Annotated in this window: 19 protein-coding genes and 2 tRNA genes; 14 read left to right on the top strand and 7 right to left on the bottom strand. The window is 56.3% G+C overall.

The features are described from left to right. Nucleotides 1-5: 5 nt before the first annotated feature. From ACP7BO_RS08120 to ACP7BO_RS08145, 6 genes are all read left to right on the top strand, one after another. Nucleotides 6-80: transfer RNA gene (locus ACP7BO_RS08120), tRNA-Gln, on the top strand. Between the two features lie 45 nt (nucleotides 81-125). Next, entirely contained in the window at nucleotides 126-1,067 is a 942-nt protein-coding gene (locus ACP7BO_RS08125) for a ribose-phosphate pyrophosphokinase (protein WP_003439794.1), read from the top strand. Between the two features lie 140 nt (nucleotides 1,068-1,207). Further along, nucleotides 1,208-1,798 carry a 50S ribosomal protein L25/general stress protein Ctc gene (locus ACP7BO_RS08130; RefSeq protein ID WP_060695187.1) on the top strand — a complete coding sequence of 197 codons (591 nt, stop codon included), beginning with the start codon at nucleotides 1,208-1,210 and terminating at the stop codon, nucleotides 1,796-1,798. A gap of 167 nt (nucleotides 1,799-1,965) precedes the next feature. Further along, nucleotides 1,966-2,550 carry an aminoacyl-tRNA hydrolase gene (gene pth / locus ACP7BO_RS08135; protein ID WP_003439790.1) on the top strand — a complete coding sequence of 195 codons (585 nt, stop codon included), beginning with the start codon at nucleotides 1,966-1,968 and terminating at the stop codon, nucleotides 2,548-2,550. Between the two features lie 23 nt (nucleotides 2,551-2,573). Next, on the top strand, nucleotides 2,574-3,674 hold the full coding sequence (gene ychF, locus ACP7BO_RS08140; protein WP_397454802.1) for a redox-regulated ATPase YchF: 1,101 nt from the start codon (nucleotides 2,574-2,576) through the stop codon (nucleotides 3,672-3,674). Between the two features lie 137 nt (nucleotides 3,675-3,811). Continuing rightward, on the top strand, nucleotides 3,812-4,885 hold the full coding sequence (locus ACP7BO_RS08145; RefSeq protein ID WP_397454803.1) for an aromatic acid exporter family protein: 1,074 nt from the start codon (nucleotides 3,812-3,814) through the stop codon (nucleotides 4,883-4,885). An 11-nt stretch (nucleotides 4,886-4,896) separates the two neighbouring features. Here ACP7BO_RS08145 and ACP7BO_RS08150 read toward each other — a convergent pair whose 3' ends face one another. Further along, nucleotides 4,897-6,114, bottom strand: a complete 1,218-nt coding sequence (locus ACP7BO_RS08150) for an MFS transporter (protein WP_073509536.1) — start codon at nucleotides 6,112-6,114, stop codon at nucleotides 4,897-4,899. Nucleotides 6,115-6,285: 171 nt separating this feature from the next. On the opposite strand from ACP7BO_RS08150, the gene ACP7BO_RS08155 reads away from it, so the two are divergent. Next, a tRNA-Met gene (locus ACP7BO_RS08155) sits at nucleotides 6,286-6,362 on the top strand. Nucleotides 6,363-6,544: 182 nt separating this feature from the next. Here ACP7BO_RS08155 and ACP7BO_RS08160 read toward each other — a convergent pair. After that, entirely contained in the window at nucleotides 6,545-7,945 is a 1,401-nt protein-coding gene (locus ACP7BO_RS08160; RefSeq protein ID WP_426209478.1) for an FAD-binding oxidoreductase, read from the bottom strand. A 137-nt stretch (nucleotides 7,946-8,082) separates the two neighbouring features. On the opposite strand from ACP7BO_RS08160, the gene ACP7BO_RS08165 reads away from it, so the two are divergent. Further along, complete coding sequence (locus tag ACP7BO_RS08165; protein ID WP_073509534.1) at nucleotides 8,083-8,799, top strand: GntR family transcriptional regulator; 717 nt, start codon at nucleotides 8,083-8,085, stop codon at nucleotides 8,797-8,799. 33 nt (nucleotides 8,800-8,832) lie between these two features. Here ACP7BO_RS08165 and ACP7BO_RS08170 read toward each other — a convergent pair whose 3' ends face one another. Then, nucleotides 8,833-12,090, bottom strand: coding sequence for a response regulator (locus ACP7BO_RS08170; RefSeq protein WP_426209480.1), 3,258 nt, complete (start codon nucleotides 12,088-12,090; stop codon nucleotides 8,833-8,835). Nucleotides 12,091-12,329: 239 nt separating this feature from the next. Between ACP7BO_RS08170 and ACP7BO_RS08175 the strand changes: the two genes are divergently transcribed. The 6 genes from ACP7BO_RS08175 (at nucleotide 12,330) to ACP7BO_RS08200 (ending at nucleotide 18,293) form a co-directional block, all read left to right on the top strand. Then, nucleotides 12,330-12,887 carry a fimbrial protein gene (locus tag ACP7BO_RS08175; protein WP_426209482.1) on the top strand — a complete coding sequence of 186 codons (558 nt, stop codon included), beginning with the start codon at nucleotides 12,330-12,332 and terminating at the stop codon, nucleotides 12,885-12,887. Nucleotides 12,888-12,960: 73 nt separating this feature from the next. Further along, on the top strand, nucleotides 12,961-13,659 hold the full coding sequence (locus ACP7BO_RS08180; RefSeq protein WP_426209536.1) for a fimbrial biogenesis chaperone: 699 nt from the start codon (nucleotides 12,961-12,963) through the stop codon (nucleotides 13,657-13,659). Nucleotides 13,660-13,694: 35 nt separating this feature from the next. Then, nucleotides 13,695-16,325 carry a fimbria/pilus outer membrane usher protein gene (locus ACP7BO_RS08185; protein WP_426209484.1) on the top strand — a complete coding sequence of 877 codons (2,631 nt, stop codon included), beginning with the start codon at nucleotides 13,695-13,697 and terminating at the stop codon, nucleotides 16,323-16,325. Beyond that, entirely contained in the window at nucleotides 16,318-17,259 is a 942-nt protein-coding gene (locus tag ACP7BO_RS08190) for a fimbrial protein (protein WP_426209486.1), read from the top strand. Before ACP7BO_RS08185 ends, ACP7BO_RS08190 begins: the two co-directional genes overlap by 8 nt. Before the next feature lie 19 nt (nucleotides 17,260-17,278). Then, nucleotides 17,279-17,767, top strand: a complete 489-nt coding sequence (locus tag ACP7BO_RS08195) for a fimbrial protein (RefSeq protein ID WP_426209488.1) — start codon at nucleotides 17,279-17,281, stop codon at nucleotides 17,765-17,767. Nucleotides 17,768-17,774: 7 nt separating this feature from the next. Further along, nucleotides 17,775-18,293, top strand: coding sequence for a fimbrial protein (locus ACP7BO_RS08200; RefSeq protein WP_426209491.1), 519 nt, complete (start codon nucleotides 17,775-17,777; stop codon nucleotides 18,291-18,293). A 10-nt stretch (nucleotides 18,294-18,303) separates the two neighbouring features. Here the strand turns inward: ACP7BO_RS08200 and ACP7BO_RS08205 are convergent, their stop codons facing one another. The 4 genes from ACP7BO_RS08205 to ACP7BO_RS08220 all read right to left on the bottom strand — a co-directional run bounded on the left by ACP7BO_RS08205 (nucleotide 18,304) and on the right by ACP7BO_RS08220 (nucleotide 23,797). Further along, nucleotides 18,304-18,948, bottom strand: a complete 645-nt coding sequence (locus ACP7BO_RS08205; RefSeq protein WP_426209493.1) for a response regulator — start codon at nucleotides 18,946-18,948, stop codon at nucleotides 18,304-18,306. A gap of 103 nt (nucleotides 18,949-19,051) precedes the next feature. Further along, complete coding sequence (locus ACP7BO_RS08210; RefSeq protein WP_426209495.1) at nucleotides 19,052-19,702, bottom strand: response regulator; 651 nt, start codon at nucleotides 19,700-19,702, stop codon at nucleotides 19,052-19,054. A 124-nt stretch (nucleotides 19,703-19,826) separates the two neighbouring features. Next, nucleotides 19,827-21,023, bottom strand: coding sequence for an EAL domain-containing response regulator (locus tag ACP7BO_RS08215; RefSeq protein WP_426209497.1), 1,197 nt, complete (start codon nucleotides 21,021-21,023; stop codon nucleotides 19,827-19,829). 11 nt (nucleotides 21,024-21,034) lie between these two features. Next, entirely contained in the window at nucleotides 21,035-23,797 is a 2,763-nt protein-coding gene (locus ACP7BO_RS08220; protein ID WP_426209500.1) for a response regulator, read from the bottom strand. Between the last annotated feature and the right edge of the window lie 120 nt (nucleotides 23,798-23,917).

The raw sequence follows: 23,917 nt of genomic DNA on the forward strand, positions 1-23,917 counted from the left end.
GATACAGGGGCGTCGCCAAGCGGTAAGGCAGCAGGTTTTGATCCTGCCATGCGTTGGTTCGAATCCAGCCGCCCCTGCCATTTCTTATACTCATCCAGGTTACCCTCAGCCTTCAGGTACTGCGCGTGTCCAAGATGATGGTCTTTACGGGGAACGCTAACCCCGATCTGGCTCGGCGTGTCGTACGTCAGCTGCATATCCCACTCGGTGACATTTCTGTCGGAAAATTTTCTGACGGCGAGATTACCGCTGAGATTAATGAAAATGTCCGCGGTAAAGACGTTTTCATCATTCAGCCGACTTGTGCTCCGACCAACGATAACCTGATGGAACTCGTCGTGATGGCTGATGCCTTCCGCCGCTCCTCAGCTACTCGTATTACTGCTGTTATTCCTTACTTTGGTTATGCCCGTCAGGATCGCCGTCCGCGTTCCGCACGTGTGGCTATCAGCGCAAAAGTTGTTGCTGACATGCTTACCGTAGTCGGCATCGATCGTGTTCTCACGGTTGATTTGCATGCTGACCAGATTCAGGGTTTCTTCGATATTCCTGTAGATAACATCTATGGCTCCCCAGTTTTGGTGGATGACATCGAAGATCAGCGCTTTGAGAACCTTATGATTGTGTCCCCGGATATCGGTGGCGTCGTGCGTGCACGTGCTGTTGCCAAATCCCTGGGCGTTGATCTGGGTATCATCGACAAACGCCGTGAGAAAGCCAATCACTCGGAAGTGATGCATATCATTGGTGATGTCGAAGGGCGTACCTGTATTTTGGTTGATGACATGGTCGATACCGCCGGCACTCTGTGCCACGCGGCTAAAGCCTTGAAAGAGCATGGCGCTTCCAAAGTGTTCGCCTACTGCACACACCCTGTGCTGTCGGGTCGGGCAATCGAGAATATCGAAAATTCCATGCTGGATGAGCTGGTGGTGACTAACACCATTCCGCTGTCCGCTGCCGCACAAGCCTGTACGCGTATCCGTCAACTGGATATCGCACCGGTTGTGGCTGAAGCGGTTCGCCGCATCAGCAACGAAGAATCGATCAGCGCGATGTTCCGATAAGGGCCCTGCCCTTTTCAGATATCCCGCTGACGAAAAGCGCCCCGCCCCAGCAGCCTGTTGGGGCGGGGCTTTTTTGCCCATACCGTCCATAGCGCTGGTCGCAAACGCTAGGCCGGATGTGGTTATTTTGGAGATACAACATGAACGATTTTACTCTGAATGCTGAAGTGCGTTCCGACCTGGGGAAAGGTGCGAGCCGCCGCCTGCGTCGTCTCGCAAGCCTGGTTCCAGCTGTAGTTTACGGTGGCGAAAAAGCCCCTGAATCCATCAGCATGCTGGCTAAAGAAGTTGCCAAACTGCTCGAAAACGAAGCTGCTTACAGCCACGTTATCGAACTGACCGTTGGCGGCGTAAAGCAAAACGTAATCATCAAAGCTCTGCAGCGTCACCCGGCTAAAGGCCACGTGATGCACGCTGACTTCGTACGCGTTGTTGCTGGTCAGAAGCTGACTGCAATCGTACCGGTTCACTTCGTTGGTGAAGCGGCTCCGATCAAGAAAGGCGGCGAGATCTCGCACGTTGTTGCTGAAATCGAAGTTAGCTGCCTGCCAAAAGACCTGCCTGAATTCATCGAAGTTGACCTGGCTAACGCCGAAGTCGGCTCGATCATTCACCTGTCTGACATCACCGCCCCTAAAGGCGTTGAGTTCGTAGCTCTGGCTCACGGTAACGACCTGGCAGTAGCCAACGTTCACGCGCCACGCGTTGCACCAGAAGAAGCAGCTGAGTAATTCATTACTCTGTGTGCTGGAGTTATGAGAAACATCGCGAGCTAACACGCAGCGAGTAAAGCGGACAAGATCGCGAAGTTTACTCATGTAAACCCGCTTTTTTGTCCGCTTTCGCCGCTAACTGTCAGTGGCGATGTTATCCACAACTCCATAGAAGGGCCCTTGTCGTGACCGCCATAAAACTGATCGTTGGCCTGGGAAATCCAGGCACCGAATACGAACAGACCCGGCATAACGCAGGGGCCCTTTTTGTTGAGCGTCTCGCGTCGGCAAACGGGGTCAACCTCGTTGCAGACCGCAAGTATTTTGGCCTGACCGGGCGTTTCAGCCACCAGGGTCAGGACGTTCGTCTGTTGATTCCCACCACCTATATGAACCGAAGCGGCCAGGCCGTTGCGGCGCTTGCCGGTTTCTACCGCATTGCGCCGGAATCCATATTGGTGGCCCACGACGAACTCGATCTCCCACCCGGCGTTGCCAAGCTCAAACTGGGCGGCGGCCACGGAGGTCATAACGGATTGCGCGACATTATTGCGCAACTGGGAAACAACAATAATTTCTACCGTCTGCGGCTCGGCATTGGCCACCCAGGCGTCGCCAGCATGGTGTCCAATTTTGTTCTGGGTCGTGCGCCTCGCGCCGAACAGGAAAAACTGGACGCCAGCATCGATTTTGCCCTCGGCGTGCTGCCGGATATCCTCGCCGGGGAATGGAACCGTGCGATGAAAAACCTGCACAGCCAGAAGGCCTGACTCTTTATCCGAGGGGAAACACCATGGGATTTAACTGCGGCATCGTCGGCTTGCCTAACGTCGGCAAGTCCACCCTGTTCAACGCCCTGACCAAGTCTGGTATTGCGGCCGAGAACTTCCCCTTCTGCACGATCGAACCGAACACCGGTATCGTGCCGATGCCCGATCCACGCCTGGAAGCACTGGCTGCCATCGTTAAACCCCAGCGTGTATTGCCGACCACCATGGAGTTCGTCGACATCGCAGGCCTGGTGGCCGGCGCATCGAAAGGCGAAGGCCTGGGCAACAAGTTTTTGGCCAACATCCGCGAGACCGATGCAATCGCTCACGTGGTTCGCTGCTTCGAAGACGAAAACGTCATCCACGTCTCCAACAGCGTTGACCCTAAGCGCGACATCGAAATCATCGACCTCGAGCTGATCTTCGCCGACCTCGACAGCTGCGAAAAGCAACTGCAGAAAGTCGCACGTAACGCCAAAGGCGGTGACAAAGACGCAGTCGCTCAAAAAGCCCTGCTGGAGCAGCTGATTGCCCACTTCACTCTGGGCAAGCCGGCACGCAGCCTGATCAAGAACATGGATGCCGATGAGAAACAAATCATCAAAGGCTTCCATCTCCTGACCACCAAGCCGGTGATGTACATCGCCAACGTGGCTGAAGACGGCTTCGAAAATAACCCGCTGCTCGACGTAGTGCTGGCCATTGCCGAAGAAGAAGGCGCGATCGTGGTTCCGGTCTGCAACAAGATCGAAGCCGAGATTGCCGAGCTGGAAGACGGCGAAGAAAAGGACATGTTCCTTGAAGCACTGGGTCTTGAAGAGCCGGGCCTGAACCGCGTGATTCGTGCCGGTTACGAAATGCTTAACCTGCAAACCTACTTCACTGCCGGCGTACAAGAAGTACGCGCCTGGACCGTGAAAGTGGGCGCTACGGCTCCGCAGGCTGCCGGCGTAATCCACACCGACTTCGAAAAAGGCTTCATCCGTGCCGAAGTGATCGCATACGACGACTTCATCAAGTTCAACGGTGAAGCCGGTGCGAAAGAAGCCGGTAAGTGGCGTCTGGAAGGCAAGGAATACATCGTTAAAGACGGCGACGTATTGCACTTCCGCTTCAACGTGTAAAACACCACACGTATAAAAAAACCGCGCCCAGGCGCGGTTTTTTTTGGTCTTGTACCTGGTTGAGGCTGCATCCAGCACTCTGGTCCGCCGTGAGGGTCTATGGTTAACGCCATCCATTACCAAGATCGGGAGCATCGATGATCCCCAGCGCCAAATCCCTCAGTGACTTCGCAGACTCCATAACAGACAAAGTCAAAACACGCTGGGCGTCAGGCTGGCGCGACGCTCTGGCATCAGCCATCGCGGCTGCACTGGCCTGGATTCTCGCCAAATATTTCTTTGGCCATGCCCACCCCGTGTTTGCCGCCATCAGTGCCGTGGTCTGTCTGGCGCCCGGCCTGCCCAGCCATGGCAAACAGGCTGTAGGCCTGATGCTCGGAGTAGCCACCGGGATTATCGTGGGCGAGGCCGCCTTGTGGCTGCCGGACTCCTATCCCTTGCTGCGCATCGGCTTTGCGACGTTCTTTGCGATTGCCATTGCAGCCCTTTACGGACAGGGGGCCGTGGTGCCGATTCAAGCCGGGGTCTCTGCAGTTCTGATGCTGGCCGTCGGCCCTGAAAGCGCAGGCTTTGTGCGCATGCTGGATGTGGTGGTCGGTGCGTCCGTGGGCTTGATCTTCAGCCAGATATTGCTTACCCCCAACCCCATCGGAATCATTGATAGCTCGGCAAAAGACTTGCTGGAAAAACTCGCCTCGGGCTTCAGCAAAAGTCTTCAGGCCCTCGAAGCAAAGGACGCGGCCAGGGCTCAAAGTGCGGTGCAGATCTTCTCTCGCGCTCACGACAGCCTGATTGCCCTGGAAAACGGTATCAGCATGGCGCGCAACACCGCGCGCTGGACGCTGCGCGGGCGCTTTGTGTCACGAGAGGTAAAAGACATTGCCGGCCGTTACGAACGCCACGCCGTGCGGTTGTACGCCAGCTCCTTGCTGTTCGCCGAAGCCTTTGCCGATGCCTTGCGCAAGGAACAAGGACCACCGCCAGCCTCATTGCATGAACGGCTGAGCAACGTCGCCGCAGGGTGTGCATCCATCGCCAGGGATGATGAGCGACCACAGCTGGTGAAGGTCTCCGGCGATCAGTTGGCCGATGCGGTTTCCGCACCGTGGCAACTGTGCTTACAGCACATGAGTACCGTTGAAAGTGCCCTGCTGACGTTTGGCTTTACCACGCAAACAGACGAAAAAAGGGTCACTGAAAAAATCCGGTGACCCGCGACTCATCAAACCTTTTTGGTCCGTGGCAGCAGGATCGCCAGCACACCGAACAACGGCAGGTACGAACACAGCTTGTAGACATATTCGATGCCATGAATGTCAGCCAGATGACCGAGCAATGCAGCACCAATCCCGCCAAAGCCGAACATCAGGCCGAAGAAAATACCGGCGATCATGCCGACATTGCCCGGCACCAGTTCCTGCGCGTAGACCACGATGGCTGAAAACGCCGATGCCAGAATAAAGCCGATGACCACGCTCAGGACGCTGGTCCAGAACAGATCGGCATAGGGCAGCAGCAAGGTAAACGGCGCCACACCCAGAATCGAGAACCAGATCACGGCCTTGCGGCCGATCTTGTCACCAATCGGGCCGCCGAAGAACGTACCCGCGGCAACCGCCCCGAGGAACAGGAACAAATACATTTGCGAATTGGCGATCGACACGCCGAATTTTTCAATCAGGAAGAAGGTGTAATAGCTGGTCAGACTCGCCATGTAGAAATACTTGGAGAACACCAGCAGCCCCAATACCACCAGCGCCCCGATGACGCGCTGCTTTGACAGGCCGTGGGTGGCCTTCTGCCCGGCTTTGAGCTTGAACAGGTTCAGGTGATTGCGGTACCAGCGGCTGATGACGTACAGCAGCCCTACAGCGAACAGCGCAAACAGACCGAACCAGGCCACATTGCCCTGACCAAAAGGAATGATGATCGCCGCAGCCAGCAACGGACCGAAGGCCGACCCGGCATTACCGCCCACCTGAAAGGTCGATTGCGCCAGACCGTAGCGTCCGCCTGATGCCAGTCGCGCGACCCGGGAAGCCTCGGGATGGAAGGTTGACGAGCCGACACCGACCAAAGCCGCCGCGACCAGAATCAGCGGGAAGCTGCCCACCTGGGACAGCATCAAAATCCCGATCAGGGTACACACCATGCCCGAGGGCAGTAACAGCGGGTTGGGATGACGGTCGGTGTAATAGCCGACCCAGGGCTGCAATAGCGAAGCGGTGAGCTGGAACGTCAGGGTAATCAGACCGATCTGGGTAAATGTCAGGTCATATTTGGCCTTGAGCATCGGGTAGATCGACGGCAGTACCGCCTGGATCAGGTCATTGATCAGATGCGCCAGCGCCACGGCGCCAATAATGCGCATGACTAAAGGGCTGGATTGCGGGACTGAGGGGGAATCGGTTGTTTTTGTTTGAGCGTTGCTAAGGGACATTTTAGTTTCCGGACAACAGGTGAATGTGCACTTGCAGGTGCGTCAATGTGCCATTTTTTTACAGAAGATTTCCATCCCAGGCATGAAAACCTTAAGCAATTGATAGCACAGAGAAAAATTTCAGATATTTGCTTGACACATGTCCAGTACGAGGGAATAATGCGCGCCATTGGCTACATAGCTCAGTTGGTTAGAGCATAGCATTCATAATGCTGGGGTCCGGGGTTCAAGTCCCTGTGTAGCCACCAAACACCGGTTCAGGCTCATCGCAAGATGAAATCGAACCAACAAGAAGCCCGCCTAGTGCGGGCTTTCTTGTGTCTGGGGTATTAGTTTTGCCCTCGCTCTTCCAGACCGGAAAACGGCCCGCCTCCTCCCCTTTCAGCACACTCATCAACGGCACTGAAGTTGCTGGCCTGACATTCGAGCATCAAGCCTCAGGCAAAACTTTGCCCGGGTTCATCAGCGCAAACGGGTCCAGAGCCTGTTTGACCAGACGCATCACACCGACTGCCGCACCGTGCTCCAGGTCCATGTACTTGATCTTCCCCGAACCAATGCCGTGTTCACCGGTGCACGTGCCCTCCAATGCAATGGCGCGCTCCACCACACGCTCATTGAGCGCTTCGGCCTCGGCCATTTCTGCCTCGTTATCCGGATCGACCACCAGCGCCAGGTGGAAGTTGCCATCGCCCACATGCCCCACCACTCCCACGAAAAAAGAAAGCCTGGCGACATCTTCGGCGGTTTCGGTAATGCATTGGGTCAGCGCCGAGATCGGTACACATACGTCTGTACTCCAGATCCGCGCATTAGGGCGCATAGATTGCATCGCATAGTGCACATTGTGCCGGGCACGCCACAGGCTATTGCGCGCATCGGCATCCGCTGCTGCCTCAAACCCCAGCGCGCCATTGCTTTGGACAATCTCGCGAGTCAGTTCTACCTGCTCCGCCACACTGGCCGGGGTGCCGGCGAACTCGAAAAACAGGGTCGGGGTTTCGGCCAGCGCCATCTTCGAAAAGCGGTTAACCGCCTGCACCGTGCGCGCATCCAGCAGCTCAACGCGCGACACCGGGATACCGTACTGAATGATGGAGACCACCGAGCTCACCGCCGCTGCGATCGAGGGGAAGGTACAGACTGCCGCCGAAGTCGTTTCCGGAATGCCGTAAAGGCGCAGAGTGACTTCAGTGATGATCCCCAGCGTGCCTTCTGAACCGACAAACAAGCGGGTGAGGTCGTAGCCTGCCGCAGACTTGCGCGCGCGGCCGCCGGTCTTGATCACCTGGCCATCGGCGAGCACTACGGTGAGGTTCAATACGTTCTCGCGCATGGTGCCGTAGCGCACGGCATTGGTCCCTGATGCGCGGGTTGCCGCCATGCCGCCCAGGGTGCTTTCACCTCCGGGGTCGACCGGAAAGAACAGCCCGGTGGTGCGCAGTTCAGCATTGAGCTGCATGCGCGTGACGCCCGCTTCGACGGTCACATCCAGATCATCAGGGCGCACGGTAATGATTCGCTGCATGCGGCTCAGGTCTATGCAAACCCCGCCCCGGGTGGCGCCCACATGCCCTTCCAGAGAAGTACCGCCTCCAAAGGCGATGATCGGCACCCGCTGTGCGGCACAAAGCTTGACGATGGCCGCGACCTCGGCAGTGGTCTGGGCATAACACACCGCGTCCGGCGCCAAGGTCGGGTGGTAAGACTCACCACGGCCGTGCTGCTCGCACTCGGCACGGCTGGTGCTTAAACGCTCACCGAGCAGCTCGCGCAAGGCATCGAGCAAGGTGGGCAAAGAAGATGACGGAAGCGCTTGGGAAGTGGCCATTGAAACGTCCATATTATTGTTGGGGGGACGAATCTAAGGTACAACAACTAGTATACAAGTTTAAAGCTGATGTTCCGTTATCATGATGCCCCCACAGCCTTGAGCCATGGCTCGGCGAAAAAAACTGCGTAGATCCGATGAGCAAATCCGTAGAAAAATCCCTCGCCGTGCGTCTGGCCAATGAGATCCGTGAAGCCATTGTCTCGGCGCGTTTCGACCTGGGCGAGGCGCTGTCCGAAGAAAGTCTGGCCGCCGCCTTTGAGGTCAGCCGCACGCCGGTTCGCGAAGCTCTGGCACTCTTGCAGACCGAGGGGCTGGTGAACGTGGTGGCCAAATCCGGCAGCTACGTATTCAGTCCAACCGAAGACGACATTGTCGAGCTCTGCGAGCACCGTGTGACCCTGGAAGTCGAAGCCTCACGTCGTGCGCTTGAGCGTAACCCCGAGGCCACCCTGCAGGCACTGCGCGATGCCCTGGCGCAGATGATCAGGGCGCTGGAGCAGGATGACAGGCTGGCCTACGGCGCTGCCGACACCGAGTTCCACTTGAGTTTTTTCAAGTTCAGCGCCAACCGTTATCTGGTGGATGCCTACGAACGTAACCTGGGCCGTGTTGCGGCCTTGCGCACGCATCTGGCCCGGCGCGCCCGGCATGAACCGGACCGTTCATTCAACGATCACCGACAGATGATCGAGCTCGCTGAGGCGGGTAAGCATGGCGCGCTGGCGACACTGCTCAGCCGCCATATCCTGCGAACCCGCGAGAGCTACATTGCCACCCTGCGAGAGCGCCAGGAGCTGCTGGGCCCTAACAGTGACCGGGTGGAAAGAATCCGTCGCAAGCTGCGTTTGTAGCAAGCGGGCCGCACCCGCTCTCAACCTGCATCGCTAACCGCCGGGGTACAGCTCCCCTTCAACCATCCTCGCCACCGCGCCGTGCAAGCGTTTAAGCAATGCCTTGATCGCCACAGCTGACTCAGGGTTCAAGGACTCACGCAGCAAGGCGATTTCACACTCATTGCATGCCGCCGCCAGGTTGACCGCGCAGACCGTGGCAAATGAACCATTCATTCGATGCACATAACTGACCAGCTTCGATGTATCGCCTTGCTGCAGTGCCAGCCCGGCCTGGGCCAGGTCCTCCTGCATGGTGCTGATAAACAGGCGATGCATGGCCGGCGAAAGCGTAATCCAGCCTTCAAGGTCGTCTGTGTGCTCAACCCTGGCGGCGGACTCCAGCCCGGGCGCAGGGGCCTGCGTTGCCTGCGTTGCCTGCGGGCAATAAGCACACAAGGTCTGGCGCAAGGTGCTCAGGCTCAAGGGTTTGACCAGCCACGCATTCATCCCGACTTCCAGACAGTGCTCACCCTCCTCACGCATGGCATTGGCGGTCACACCGATAATCGGTACAGCCGGATCAAGCTCACGCAAGCGCCGGGTCAACTGATAACCATCGAGCCTGGGCATGTTCACATCGGTAATCACCAGATCGAACGAGCCCTCGCTCCAGCGCAACAAGGCTTGCTCGCCATCCTCTGCCAATGTCACCCGAACACCCAGAGCCTCAAGCTGTTCCTTGAGGATCTCGCGGTTGACCGGATTGTCCTCGGCCACCAACACATTCAACTCCAGACGTGCCTGCGGCTGCGGCACATTGGCACTCAGCTGTGGTGCAGTTCCCTGCGCCACCTGCATCAAGGTTCGGGCAATCGCCCGGATGTCATACGCATTGACCTCCCATCCCCGAGCCGTCCTTTGCGCCTGGCTGCGGCCCGACTCAGTCGCAATGACGCGCTCACCCGGGCCTTGCTGCGATTGCCCGGAACCCGCAACGATGTCCAGCAGGATCGCATCCCGGTCTTCAGCTTCCGACACCGGCAATAGCTGCGCCCGCGCGCCCCAGATGCTCAACCAGTCAACCAGGCTCTGGCCGATATCCTTAAGCGGCGCACGGACATGGATGTTCAGATTGCGCAGATCGATGTCTGCACTGTTGACCAGCGCGCCGGCAATCACGGGCAGGGACATTTGTAATGAGAAGCTGCTGCCAAGCCCCGGCTCACTGACCACCCGCAAGTTGGCGCCCATCATTTCACTCAACCGCGAGCAAATGGACAAACCCAGCCCTGCCCCGCCTGCCCGCTCGCTGCCACCGACCTGGGAAAAAGGCTTGAACAGGCGGGTCAGTTGCTGCTCGCTGATTCCGATACCGGTATCAGACACTTGCCACTGCAGCGACACATGGTCCGGTTCAATGCCGATCACTTTGAGCCTGAGAACAACCCGGCCTGAATCGGTGAACTTGATCGCGTTACTCAGCAAGTTATTAATGATTTGCCGGATGCGCACTGCATCCCCGCATACCAGTGGCGGCAAGTTCGCGTCCGCACAGGCAAACAGCTTCAACCCTTTATTGCTCGCTGCCGCCGAGTAACTGCGCACGCAATCTTCAAATAAATCCAGAGGGCAAAAGGGTTGGGCCTGCACCGCCATTTGCCCGGACTCGATCTTGGAGACGTCCAGCACATCGCTGATCAACTGAAACAGGACAGTGGATGAACGCTGAATGGTTTTCAGGTACTCATGCTGGCGCTCATTCAGGGGCGTGAGTTCCAGCAACTCAAGATTGCCCAGCACCCCGTACAGAGGGGTACGGATTTCATGGCTCATGGTGGCCAGAAACAGGGTCTTGGCCTTGCTGGCTTCATCGGCCGCGAGCTTTGCCTGCTCCATCAGGTTGGCGTCATCCACATGCCGGGTGATGTCGTTGAAACCGCACAGCACCACGTTTTTGCCCTTGTAACGAGTGGATGCAATACAGGCCTGAAGGTAGCGCCCTGCCACTTCAATCTGCACTTCACTCAGCTCGCGCTCACCGTAATCACGCTTCAATAATGCGATCAGCTCTGGCGTGCCCTGCCACTGCTGAGCCCGCTGGTTCTCCAGCAATATGACTCCGGTTCCGCGCTCTACCACGCACAGGCCAACGGGAGCGCTATCGAGCATGACCCTATTGAACTCTTCACTTTCAGCCAGGGTCTGGCTGGAGCGCTGAGCAGGCTCGATGATCCGCACCCGATACCAGCGGTTGACGCGCCAGCCAATCAGGACGAACAACACAAACAGGCCGGCCGCGCCCATCAAGGGCCATTTCGCATAGCCAAAGAAGTTCTGATAAGTAATGGCGTACAGACCGATCCAGGGGTCGGCCCCGCCCGAAGTCAATTTGAAGCGCAGACCGTCTCGGGTAAAACTCAGCCCCGGCGCCAGCTCCTCGACATCCTGAGCGTCGCCCAACAGCACGTCGCCAGCAGGGGAAATGAGGGTCAGGCGACTGTTGGTGGGGCGCATCAACAAGCGTTCAAGGTCGCTGACATCGCTGACATCGAGCAGGGCGCTGAGAATCACCGAGCTCCCCTCATTAGCCGCCTGCATAAAGCGATCGGGAAGATCGACATTGATAGCGCCCACTATGTATTTTCGCTTTTGAATGAGCTCGAGCGGAGCTTTCATCCACAACACTTGATCACTGCTGAGCACATAACGCCGGGGCAAAAACGCGTCGTACAAACGCTTGGTCACATCAAAGAAATTGTTCTTGAACAACAACGGATACTGGCGGGTGCCATCAATACCGGGAACGGCAATGGAGAACTGAGCGGTGGGTGAAAAAACAAACACTTGCGGTGCCGGATAATAAGAGTCGGACCAGTAAGCCGTGAACAGATCGGTCAACTGCACGCCAAACGAATAGACGCCCTGCATTTCATCCAGGCTGAACTTGTCGCGCTGACTGACGGTAAACGGCAGTGATTTGGCCGTGTCCCGGTTTTGAAATAAAACTTCATCGCCCTGACGCATCAACTCAATGTGCGAGCGCGGCTTGTTGTCCATCGAAAAGTTGCCACTGGCGTGATCATAACTTTCAGCACCAACGCGTAAAAAGTCTTCGTGTTCATGAATACTTTCAATCAATCGTGCGAAGTGAAATTCCGTCTTTTCGCGCTCCTCCATCAACAAACGGTTAACTGCCCAATAACTCATGCTCACCAACAACAGGGCAAGTCCGGTCAGCAGGAGCAACAGCTTATTCAATCGCAGAGAACTCAGTGCCAGTGCACCGAGACGTACCTTTGCTTGCTTCATTATTCAGCGCCGTCATTTAGCTGGGTGGAGCCTGGCAAGCCCACAACCTGCCAAGGTATCTACGCACTTTTAGAGCTCTTTGCGCCCCTGGATCAATCTTGAAGCGACGAACAGGAATCGTCTGATGGGGTTCCTCTACGTTCAATTGCATCCTGTGCAACACCTGCTGCGGCAAGCCGTTAACAGGCGGACACTTAAAATGAATATCACACTTCATCTGTTTGTAAAGGACGTCTCTCATGTTTCAAAAAATAGGCAAATACACGGCACTTTGTGGTTCTTCGATGCTGATCGTCATGGCAGCGGCGACTGCTCAAGCGGCCGATGGCCATGTTGAATTCACCGGTGTAATCAACGACAACCCATGCACCATCAGCAGCGATAGCGTGAGGAAGCCCGTTGAAATGGGCCAGGTTCGTATCGCTGACTTCGCCAGCACTGTTGGCTCAACAGCCGGCGCCACTCCGTTCTCTATCTCTCTGGAGAACTGCAGCGGTCCAACCCTGAAAAACGCCTCGATCAAGTTCAGCGGCCAACAAGCCCTTAGCGATGCAACCGTACTGGGCATGACCGGTGAAAACCAGGTAGCTGGCGTCGGCATTCAGATCAACGATGCGCGCACCGGCTCCAAACTGGCACTGAACACCGCCAGCTCTGATTACGTACTGCGCCCTCAAGGCAACACCTTCGATTTCACCGCTTCCTATGTACGTCTGGCTGCAGACACTGAAGAAAAAAGCGGTATCGGCACCGGTAAAGTTAACGCCCTGGCCAGCTTCGACGTTACTTACAAGTAACCAGTGTTTCTAAACGAAAGAGCTCGTGCTTCAGCGCGAGCTCATTCGTTACGTTAAACAGAGGACACCCTACATGCGTTTTAAAATTGCAGCCTTTTTGACACTGGCCGCAGTCTTTTGGCTGCCCCAGATTCAAGCGGGCGTCAATATCGGCTCTACGCGGGTTATTTATCAAAGCAAGGACAAGGAAGCCAATCTTTCACTCTCAAACTCCGGTGACGACGGCGTACCGTATCTGGTGCAATCCTGGGTCAGCACGTTCGACAAGCCGGACGAGAGCGCAGATGAATTCATCATCACCCCGCCACTGTTCCGCCTGGATGCCAATAGCCAGAACATTTTGCGGGTCATTGCGACCAGCACACAAAATTTGCCGAACGATAAAGAAAGCCTGTTTTTTCTCAATGTAAAGGCGATCCCGGCTCTGAGTGAAGAACAGCGTAATCAGAACGTGTTGCAGATTGCACTCAAGACCACGATCAAACTGTTCTATCGCCCTGCCGACTTGAAAGGCACGTTGGTGCAAGCCGTTGAAGGGCTTCAATGGCGAGCGGATGGCGGCCACTTAAGTGTGCATAACCCGTCGGGCTATAACGTTGTTGTCAGTGAACTGCTGATTAATAACAGCGCCAGCCAAGGCATGCCTGAAGTTATCAAGCCCGGTACTACCGTCACGACCAAAATACCGCTGAAAAACAGCGACGCCCTCGAGTTCAGTTACATCAATGAGTACGGCAGCACCGTTAAAGCAACACCTGTTATAGCTCGCTGAATACTGAACTACACGCCGACTGGAAGAACTATCTCATGCTGCGATTGCGCATGTGCGCCTTCGCGCGCCGAATAAACTACTGGGGCCTTCTGTCCCTCAGTGCGATCAGTCTCACAACGACTGCCGTTCGCGCGGACTACAGCTTCGATTCTTCCTTTCTGGAAATTGGTGGCGGTAACAGTTCGGCCGAAGTAGCCGAGCAAGTAAAAGCCATGAGCCAAAGCCAACTTCCGGGTATTTATCGTGTCGACCTGTCACTGAGCAACCGTTATGTCGAACAGCGCGACTTGCAGTTCGTCCGCGAAACGCCGAGCCAGACATCGACACCTTCAGGTTTGTTTCCCTGCTTCAGCCTTCAGGCCCTGACTGATTTTGGCGTTGATCCCGAGCGCCTGAAAAACACTGAGGTCAGTGCTGACAATTGTGTGTACTTCCAGGGCGACCTGACCGGTATCACCTATGACTACGACTTCAATAAACAGCATCTTGACCTGCAAGTGCCTCAGGCTTATATCGGCAGTATTCCATTCGAAACCCGCCGTAAAAGCTGGAGCGATGGCGAGCAAGTCGCTTTTGCCAACTATAACTTTTCGGGCAGCAACTACGAGAACCAGTCCGGTAATCGTCAGTCCCAGTTCGGCAGTGTGCACAGCGGTTTCAATAGTGGGGCCTGGCGCTTTCGCAACTTCTCGACCTGGCAGAAGAGCACCAACGTCGATGGCAACTGGAAGTCCGTGGACACCTATGTCCAGCGGGACCTGGGCAACCTGATGGCGATTGCCACTGTCGGTGAAAGCTCAACCGACAGCGATCTGTTTGACACGATTTCCTACCGTGGTGTGGGCATTGCTTCTGACCTGGACATGCTGCCGGATGACTCGCGCAACTTCGCGCCTGTAGTTCGTGGTGTGGCCAATGGCCGCTCGCTGGTGACGTTGCGCCAGCGCGGCTATGTGATCAGCGAACAGTGGGTGCCGTCCGGCCCGTTTGCGCTCAAGGATCTGTACTCGACCTCTGGCAACGGTGATATCGAAGTCACGGTTGAAGGCCCCAATGGCGAACGCCAGGTATATATCCAGTCGTTCTCGTCCGTGCCCTACATGTTGCGTGAAGGCCAGCAAAGTTACGCCGTGACCGCAGGCCAGTATCGCCCTGCAGACGGTGCCTTGAACCCGCAAAAACCGGGCTTTGTACAAGGCACCTACCGCCGGGGTCTGACTGACGGTACCACCCTGTTCGGTGGCACCATCGTCAGTGAGCAGTACCACTCTGTGCTTGCGGGCTTTGCCCATGACTTTTCGGGTTTCGGCGCCATTTCGCTGGACGTGACCCATGCCATCAGCGACGACATGGGCCCGGACTCCAAAACCCTCTCGGGTCAGTCCTACCGTTTTCGTTATTCCAAGTCGATCGACCTGACAGACACCAGTTTCAGCCTGATTGGCTACCGCTACTCCACCAGCGGTTATTACAGCTTTAACGAAGCGATCAATGCGCGCGCCAATAATTCGCTCGAACCCTATGTGGACGAAACACTGACTGAAAGTGCGATGTATACCCCGTACTTGAGCGGTCATATGAAAAGCAGCTTTACCGCCAACGTATCGCAGCAATTCGGCTCCTACGGCGGTATGTACGCCAACCTGACCAAAACCGATTACTGGAACCTGGCCAAGAGCAATACCTCGGTGCAACTGGGTTATAGCTTCAGTGTTGGTCGCGCGTCCTACAACGTGGGGGTGGCGCAGAACAGCGGCATCGGTGATGACATTCGCAGCGTATCGTTGAGCGTGAGTATTCCCCTGGGCGATCCGGGCAGCAGCAGCCGTCTGGGCCTGAGCAACAGTCAGGATTCGGGCGGTAATGCCAGCCGCAACGCCACCTTCAGCGGCTCGTATTTCCCGAACGACACCCTGTCTTACAACCTGGGCATCAATCAGCAAGTCAGTGACGACGAGCGCTTGCTCGGCGGTTCGGTTGCCGCCCGTTACAACGCGGCCAATGCCATCTGGCACGGGTCTTACAACAAGGACCAGAACACCCGCCAGACGGACTATGGCGTGGAAGGTGCGATCGTCGCCACCCGTGACACCCTGATGTTCACCCAGCCTTTGGGCGAGACCAACATCATCGTGGCCACCCCCGGTGCCGGGGACGTCGGTGTGCTGACCAAAAGCGGGGTTAAAACCAACAGCAGCGGTTACACGATTATTTCTTCTGCCCAGCCCTACCGCAAAAACAAGGTAGCGCTCGATACCGACTCGTTATCGGACAACACCGACGTCGAGCAACTGGTGCAGGAAGTGACCCCCAATCGTGGCGCCTTTGTACTGGCCAACTTCGAGACCCGTAACGGTCGCCGTCTGTTGATCAGCCTCAGCTCCAAAGATGGCAAGCCGGCACCCTTTGCTGCCGAGGCTCAGGTGTATGGACTGGATGGCGCCTTATTGAGCAACGCCATGGTGGCGGACAAGGGTCGGGTATTTCTGACCGGCGTACCCGAAAAGTCGCGACTGGTGATCAATGTCAGCGGCCGGCAGTGGTGCGCCACAGATCTTGACCTGAACAATTACACGCTGTCAGAAACGGGCATCGGGCAACTGCAGATCAGTTGCGATACCCCATCGGCCGCACATGCAGACACTCAAGGTACTCCCGATGCATAACTCAACAAACCTGCTGCCCGGCTCGCGCTGGGTGAAACGCGGCTTGCTGCTGCTTGGCTTGCTGTTCGGCCTTGGTTGCCAACAGGCCTTTGCACTGATTGAAAACAACCTGACGTGTACCCCGACCGGCACCACGGGCGTGGTGAATCTGGGCGACCTGGCCCCGGGGCAGTATTTCGAAACAAGAATGACTGGCAGCTGCCGAGTGACGCGCAATTTCCCGTATGGCTCATCGTTGCAACACACCCAGGTCTGGACCGAGACAGTAGACACAGGTTTGCCCATCTATGCGTGGTCGGATGCTGGAGGGCAAGTTCCCCAAAGTCCGTGGGGTGTCGCCTCAACCACTTGCATGTCACCCAACGGCAGTGTCTGCCAGAGATTACCCGTCGGTACCATCGTTCCCTATAGCGTGCTGTATTACATGCCCGCCGGTGTGAAGAAGCCTGGCAATTATTCGATAACCTTTGCGCTGACGAGCACGTCCATCAAAGGCTACGAAGGTTACGTCGATAAAATTCAAACCCTGACGCTGAAATTCAGGATTATCAATCCCGCCTGCACCATGGGCTCGAACAATACCCTGAACCTTAACTTCGGCACCCTGAACAGCAATGACTTTGCGACCTCGCAGCAACTGGCCAATGTCACGTTGAACTGCACCCGCGGCACCCAGGCAACCGCCACGCTGGTGCCCACGCAAAGTGCTGTGAGTGGCAGCCCCGGGGTTTCGGCGACCACCCTGGCCGGCCTGTCGATGGCCGCCACCTGGACCGATAACAACTCTGCCGTGACCTTCAACAGTCCGCGCACGCTAAACCTGACTACAGGCGCCAATACCATTCGCCTGGGTTTCCGGCCGCGTCTTAATACCAGCGTTTCACCCACTGGAAGTTTCACCAGCCAATACACCCTCAACATCAACTACCTCTGAATGACCACAGGAACCGATCATGAACTTGCGCTTATCAATGGCTGCAGCCCTTCTCACTGGTCTGGCGTGCACCTCTGCGTATGCAGACGACACCGTCACCATCAACGTCAGTGGCACCCTGACAAAAGCGCCCTGCTCCCTGACCAGCAGCAAAACCTTGACCGCCAACTTTGGCAGTATCCGTACCGACCAGATAAGCAGCGCCAGCAGTGTCGATATCCCAGTCACCCTGAACTGCCCGGCCAACTCGGCGCTGAACGTCAGCATCAAGGCTTCGGGCGTCTCTTCAGGCTCAACCACCAATGCGACTACCAGCAAGGCTAACCTTGTGTATACGTTGTCGTGGAAAAGTGACAACTCCGTGGCCAATGTCACCGGGACGAAACGCAACCTGACCAATCAAAGCGGCACCGTAAACCTTGGTTTGACCGCCAAGCTGTATGCGATCGCCGCACAGACCGAGGGTACTTTTACCGGTTCGTCGGTCATTACCCTCGAGTACCTGTGAGATGTTCATGCAGGCCAGAGTCAGCCTGATTGCAGCACTGCTGGCGAGCGTAACGCTGTGCTGCGGCACAGCGTATGGCGATGAGGAAGCCAGCCGGCTCGATATCACCGGCACCCTGATAAAACCGCCCTGCACGGCCAGTTTCCCGACGTCGCAGAGTGTCGATATCCCCAAGGCGAGCCTGAGCGTACTGAGCGCAGACAGTTCTGAATGGACTGATGTGGACTTGAATTTTCAATGCCTCAAAGGCAGCCAGGTGCTACTGCGCTTTAATGCGGGCAATGGTTCGTTTGACAGCAACACGCTGCGCACCACCCTCGACAGAGTGGGCCTCAAAACCCGCCTGAGCGACATGAGCGGCAGCGGTAAAGCGGTGGATTTGACCCTGGGTGAACAGCATACCTTCACTGTTGAAGACACACTGTTAAAGCTCAAGCTCTCGGTGCGGCCAGTCAGGATCGGCGATCAAATGCCCGCAGTCGGCAGCTACAGCTCAACGCTGCTGATGGAAATGATCTACCAGTAAACTCGGCCGGTCAGGTGAACAGATTGGCTTTGAGGCACAGGATCAGCAACGCCTGATCATTGTCGACATCAAGCTTGCGCATTGCCGAAATCTTCAGGGTGCTGACCGTTTTAATACTGCGGTTCAGGCTTTGCGCAATTTCCCCGACCGCCATGCCAGAAGCAAACAGTCGCAGGACTTCAAATTCCTTGACGGTTAATTGGCTGAGACTTTTCGCAACATCATCCAGCGCGTCACTCGACGCTTCGTCAGGCATGTCTTGCTGGTAATGCCCCTCACGATAGAACGCATCCAGTGCGACCAGAATCTGCTCCAGCCCCGAGCTCTTGGATATGACCCCGCTGATGCCCAATTCATATAGCCAGGTCAAAACCTGCGGATTGGAAATCACTGTCAGCACTATGATCCGCGGCTCGGGAAAATGCCGGCGCAGGTATTCCACCAGACGCGAGCCATCGCCGTAATGCTCGTCGCCCGGCATGTTGTAGTCCGTGATAATCACGTCCGGACGCAGTAGTGAAATCTTTTCGATTAATTCGGAAGGACTCAGCGCTTCGCCCACCACTTTGAAACGCGGGTCGCGCTCGATGATTTCACGCACCCCCATCAACACAATCGGGTGATCGTCGGCCAATAAGACTTTCATTTGCGGCATGGCTTACATAACTCCAACATTCTGTGTAGTCGCTGACCCGCTATGGGACTGTGATCTGTCGGGTTCCTTCGTCGCCATTCGCAGCCTCGTGCCTGGGCAACGACTACAAGTTCCAGGGGTCAGCCTTGATGCAGTAAGTGAGTAAAGCATGGTCATTTAGCACTTCCAGCTTATGCATCGCAGATACTTTGTGGGTGCTGACTGTTTTGACGCTTCGATTTAACTGACGGGCGATGTCACCCACACTATTGCCGGCCACAAACAGCCGCAACACTTCAACTTCGCGGGGTGTAAGTGTAGAGAAGCGCTCATCTATGACCTTGAGGTTGCTGATCACCGACGTGGCCGGAGCCGCCGGCCCGGCATAGGGCCGGCCATTGGCCAGTGCATTTAGCGCTTTACCAATTTCCTGGTAGATATGATTTTTTGCAATCACACCCGCCACGCCCATTTCCAGCAAGCGAGAAATAATCAGCGGATTACTTTCCATGGTCAGCACCAGGATTTTCACCCCCGCAAAATGTTCAATCAGGTACTCAATCAGTTGCAGCCCATCACCATAGGTCTCATCACCGGGCATGTTGAAATCGGTAATCAACAAGGCTGGTTGATGCACTACCAGCTGCTCCACCAGTTGCGACGAATTCAGGGCTTCGCCGACAAGATTGAAACACTTGTCCCGTTGAATCACTTCCCGAAGCCCCACCAGGACCACCGGGTGATCGTCGGCAATCACAACCTTTAACTCGCGCATTGCCTGACTCCATATTGATGACGCAACTAAAGCGGGAATGCCCCTGCAGGAGCGAGCTTGCTCGCGAGCTGTTGATTACAACCTGAATCAAAGGCTCGAGAGCAAGCTCGCTCTTACAGGGGGGCTAGTTCCTGGATGGCTTGGAGCTGTCTTCGAGCAGCAGGGTTTCGAAATCCGTGCATGAGACGGCACCGCAGATCAAAAATCCCTGAGCCTGATCACACTCAATGCTACGCAAGAATGCAAGTTCTGCCTGTGTCTCGACCCCTTCAGCAACGACCGTCAGGCCCAGCTTTCGGCTCAGCTCCACGAGACTGCGCAGGGCCGACGCCAGATTTTCATTTTCAACACAGCCATGCACCAGCGAACGGTCGATCTTGAGTTCGCTGAAGGGGGTTGAGACCAGGTTGAAATAAGAACTGAAACCCTTGCCGAAGTCATCCTGAGCCAGGCCAAAACCCATCATGCGCAAGCGGCAGGCGCCAGCATAGTAGTTACTGAGTTCCTCTGTGGTTGAGCTTTCCATCAGCTCAAACACGATGCTGCGCGGCTCACCGCCATCAGCCATCACATAATCGCGCAAGCGGTCGGCCAGATCGTGGTTGTCCAGCAAGTGGGTCGGCAAATTGATTGAGACCGGTATATCCCAGCCCTGCTCGCGCCACTTTCTTTGTGCCTGCAGCGTTTGCTCCAGCATCAGCCACAGCAGTCGCTCCTCCAGCCCCTGGTTGATCAAGAGCGCCAGAAAATCCTTGGGCAATAACAGCCCGACCTCGGGATGAGCCCAACGGACCAGCGCTTCAGCGCTGAGAATATTGCCGTTGCGCAGAGACTTCTTGGGCTGAAACCACGCCTGGATCTGGCCGTTGCCCATGGCCATTTCGATACTTTGCGGATCGACCTCTATACCCGGTGCAGGGTGCATGTCACCGTTGAGCCGGAAGATCGCCATGCGCTCTTTCAAACGCATGACGGCATTGATTTCCACCGGTTTGGAAATCAGGCCGACCACTGTAATACCCAGGTTTTTCGCCGCCAGGCCCGCACTGATCAACATTCGCCGTGACGAGGCACTCATCAGCGCCAGCGCCGGTGTTTTTTTCAGGGCCGCAATCTTCTGGATCAATTGCACGCCATCCATGCCCGGCATCAGCAAATCGCTGAGCAGCAGGTCATAGTCATTACGGGCCAGGCATTGCAAGGCACCCGCACCATCCCAAACGGTGTCAACTGCAAAGCCCCCCACTTCGCTGAATACATTCAGTAAATACTCATGCTGAAAGGGATGATCCTCGACGACCAGTACACGATAGGGCTTCACTGGATCCTCCTTTAAAAGTGCTGAAGACAGTTGTATAGGGTGTGCAGCGTAAAAGGCTTGATCAGACAGTAATTCATCCCGGCGCTCAGGCAACGCTCGGAGTCGTCGGGCATGGCCTTGGCCGTTGCCCCGATGATTGGCTCAGTGATATTCATGGCCCGTAACCTGGCGGCCAGCTCATAACCGTTCATTCTTGGCATGTTGACGTCGGTCAAAATCAGATCGAATGTCCCTTGCTGCCAGAGCTCGAGAGCCTCCAGACCATCACTGGCCAATGTCACTGTGCAGCCCAGCTCCTGGAGCTGGTCACGCAAAATCAGCTGATTGATGACGTTGTCTTCGGCAACCAGGATTCGTAATCCCAGGTTGAGCTCAGCCCTGGCGGCTGCCGTTTTTAAATGACTGTCTGTGCGCATCCCCTGTGCCTCGCACAGGGCACGGTATACGTCCTGCAAGCTATTGAGGTCGGCGTGCCAGCAAGGATTTCCAGTCGAGAGCGGCTGCGAACTGTCGCTCGCGGCCACCACCAGCGGCCCCGTCCAATCGGGCTCCAGCAAATGCCGGGCAGAGCCCGGGTGCAGCTCCAGCAACACCGCATCGTCAAGGGCATCGCCCTGCTTTGGGACTCCCAGATGAGCCCGCGCGCCCCAGCGCCGTAACCAGGCGCAGTAACATTCAGCCAGCTCGCGCAGGGGCGAAACCACATAAACAACGCTGGAAGACAATTCGCCCAAGGGGCACAGGCGCGACGGTGCCTTGACCTGTACCAAGGGCAAATGCAGGGTAAAACTGCTGCCCAGGCCCGGCTCGCTGACCAACCGCATGGTGCCGTTCATCAAGTGCATGAGACGCTTGCAAATGGATAGCCCCGTACCCGCGACCACGTGCTGGGCAGACTCCACTTGATAAAAGGGCTCGAACAAGTGGGCCTGTTCTTCATGGGCGATCCCTTTACCGGTATCCGAGACCTGCCAGTGCAACATGACCCGCTCATCATCGCGGCTGTCCATTTTCAGGCGCAGCACGACTTTTCCGTAGTCGGTGAATTTCAAGGCGTTGTTGAGCAGGTTGTTGAGGATCTGGCGGATACGGGTGACATCCCCGCTGAGCCACTCGGGCACCGTCGAATCAATCAGGGCAAACAGCTGCAGGCCCTTGGCCTGGGCAGCACCGCTATATCCCTGAATAACCTCCTCGATCAATTCCATCGGGCTGAAGGTGGTGAGCTCAAGCTGCAGTTGGCCCGCCTCAATGCGCGACACATCCAGTACGTCGCAAATCAGCTGCAACAGATTGCCGGAAGAGCGCTCGATGGCTTTTAAATAGTTGTTTTGCTGATCGTTGAGGTCGGTGCGCGCCAGCAATTCAAGGGTGCCTAAAACACCATACAAAGGCGTACGGATTTCATGGCTCATGGTCGCCAGAAACAAGGTCTTGGCCTCATTGGCCCGATCCGCCAGCTGTCGGGCACGCTCCAGCGTCACTTCTATCTGTTTGCGCGCACTTATGTCGCTGAACGCACAAATCAGCACGTCTTCACTTTTGTAACGGGTCGGAGCAAACGCGAGGTTAAGAAGACGACCATCTTCCATCTCAATTTCATCGCTGTTGCTCAGGTCGGGCTCTTCAAAAGCGCGATGAATCCAGCCATGGCACAACTTGCCACGCTCACTGCTACTGCCTAACCACTGTTGCGACAGCGAGTTTTCCAGTACCACCGTGCCGTCCATGCGGCGAATGACGCACAAGGCGACCGGCGCGACCTGCAATGCAGCTCGACTGAAGGCTTCACTTTCAACCAGCGCCTGGATCCGGTTTTCGCCCGGAGTAATCAGGCGCCGGTCGATGCGCACGATCAAAAAGCGCAGCCCGATGCAGACGGCAATGAACAGCAGAACACAAGCCGCCAAAGGCCAGCCCAATACTGGCAGCAACGATTTAATGTCCACGGCATAGACGATTTGCCAGCCTGAATAACCCAGTTTTTTGCGGATCGCCAGGCTGTCGGGGAACCACCCTGAACCAATAAAGCCAAACGAATTTTTGGCTTCCAGGGCGTGCAATGAATCCACCAGGGTGGACTGCGCGGCATTGGTGAAAATGATCTGCCCCTGCGCGTCCAGCAACATGAAATCGCCAGCGCTGTCACTGCGTAATGCCTCGATCAGGTCCGGCACTTCAACTTCAATGCCCAACCAGCCGGAAGACAGATTGCGGCTATCAAGGCGTGCGAATAAATAGAACGGGGAGTCCAGAACCTTGTTGTCGGTCAGCCAGAGGTCATCATCAAAGGAATACGCCCTGTCGCCCTCCTCGGCCAAACGTTGCAAGACCACCCGGGGCAAGGCTTCCACGCCGGGGGACGCGTCAAACAGACGTACCACCTCGGGTTGATCGGTTGGCGGGACGTACAGCAGATTGACTTTGCTCTCGTGCAGATAGTCCATCATTCGTCGGGTAAGCCACAGGCTCCAATGGCCCGCATCGCTGCCCAGACTGATTTTGATCTCTTCTTGCGGATCGACACTGCCAGGCGTTTGAGACTGTGCGATGTCAGGCACCGTTGCCAGGACCAGACTTTTGAGCAGGGTCTGGCGGCTGACGAAAAAATCCTGAGCGTTGAACACCGCCTCGTTCATGATGCTGCGGCGCTGGGACACTTCTTCGTTAAAGACTGCCCGCAGGTAAACGAACGAGCTCGCGAAAACCGCAACTAAGAGGCCGCAGGCAAAAAGATGGAGAAGTTTTCGGGCGGCTTGGGGAGTGGATTTCATGCCCCAAGCCTGAGGCCGGGGCATGACAAAAATAATCAGACAATTCCTGAAAGCACTCCCCCCGTAGCAGCTGACGAGGAACGAGGCTGCGTCCGGCGACGCCTACAAGAAATGCGCTAC

It is taken from the genome of Pseudomonas sp. TWR2-1-1 (assembly GCF_049897045.1).
In the GTDB taxonomy this organism is placed as follows: Bacteria; Pseudomonadota; Gammaproteobacteria; order Pseudomonadales; family Pseudomonadaceae; genus Aquipseudomonas; species Aquipseudomonas versuta.

What these genes read in the sequence shown, in the direction of transcription:
- ACP7BO_RS08130 (WP_060695187.1), top strand. Translation starts at nt 1,208, where the DNA reads ATGAACGATTTTACTCTGAATGCTGAAGTGCGTTCCGACCTGGGGAAA.
- ychF (WP_397454802.1), top strand. Translation starts at nt 2,574, where the DNA reads ATGGGATTTAACTGCGGCATCGTCGGCTTGCCTAACGTCGGCAAGTCC.
- ACP7BO_RS08145 (WP_397454803.1), top strand. Translation starts at nt 3,812, where the DNA reads ATGATCCCCAGCGCCAAATCCCTCAGTGACTTCGCAGACTCCATAACA.
- ACP7BO_RS08150 (WP_073509536.1), bottom strand. Translation starts at nt 6,114, where the DNA reads ATGTCCCTTAGCAACGCTCAAACAAAAACAACCGATTCCCCCTCAGTC.
- ACP7BO_RS08160 (WP_426209478.1), bottom strand. Translation starts at nt 7,945, where the DNA reads ATGGCCACTTCCCAAGCGCTTCCGTCATCTTCTTTGCCCACCTTGCTC.
- ACP7BO_RS08165 (WP_073509534.1), top strand. Translation starts at nt 8,083, where the DNA reads ATGAGCAAATCCGTAGAAAAATCCCTCGCCGTGCGTCTGGCCAATGAG.
- ACP7BO_RS08170 (WP_426209480.1), bottom strand. Translation starts at nt 12,090, where the DNA reads ATGAAGCAAGCAAAGGTACGTCTCGGTGCACTGGCACTGAGTTCTCTG.
- ACP7BO_RS08175 (WP_426209482.1), top strand. Translation starts at nt 12,330, where the DNA reads ATGTTTCAAAAAATAGGCAAATACACGGCACTTTGTGGTTCTTCGATG.
- ACP7BO_RS08180 (WP_426209536.1), top strand. Translation starts at nt 12,961, where the DNA reads ATGCGTTTTAAAATTGCAGCCTTTTTGACACTGGCCGCAGTCTTTTGG.
- ACP7BO_RS08185 (WP_426209484.1), top strand. Translation starts at nt 13,695, where the DNA reads ATGCTGCGATTGCGCATGTGCGCCTTCGCGCGCCGAATAAACTACTGG.
- ACP7BO_RS08190 (WP_426209486.1), top strand. Translation starts at nt 16,318, where the DNA reads ATGCATAACTCAACAAACCTGCTGCCCGGCTCGCGCTGGGTGAAACGC.
- ACP7BO_RS08195 (WP_426209488.1), top strand. Translation starts at nt 17,279, where the DNA reads ATGAACTTGCGCTTATCAATGGCTGCAGCCCTTCTCACTGGTCTGGCG.
- ACP7BO_RS08200 (WP_426209491.1), top strand. Translation starts at nt 17,775, where the DNA reads ATGCAGGCCAGAGTCAGCCTGATTGCAGCACTGCTGGCGAGCGTAACG.
- ACP7BO_RS08205 (WP_426209493.1), bottom strand. Translation starts at nt 18,948, where the DNA reads ATGCCGCAAATGAAAGTCTTATTGGCCGACGATCACCCGATTGTGTTG.
- ACP7BO_RS08210 (WP_426209495.1), bottom strand. Translation starts at nt 19,702, where the DNA reads ATGCGCGAGTTAAAGGTTGTGATTGCCGACGATCACCCGGTGGTCCTG.
- ACP7BO_RS08220 (WP_426209500.1), bottom strand. Translation starts at nt 23,797, where the DNA reads ATGAAATCCACTCCCCAAGCCGCCCGAAAACTTCTCCATCTTTTTGCC.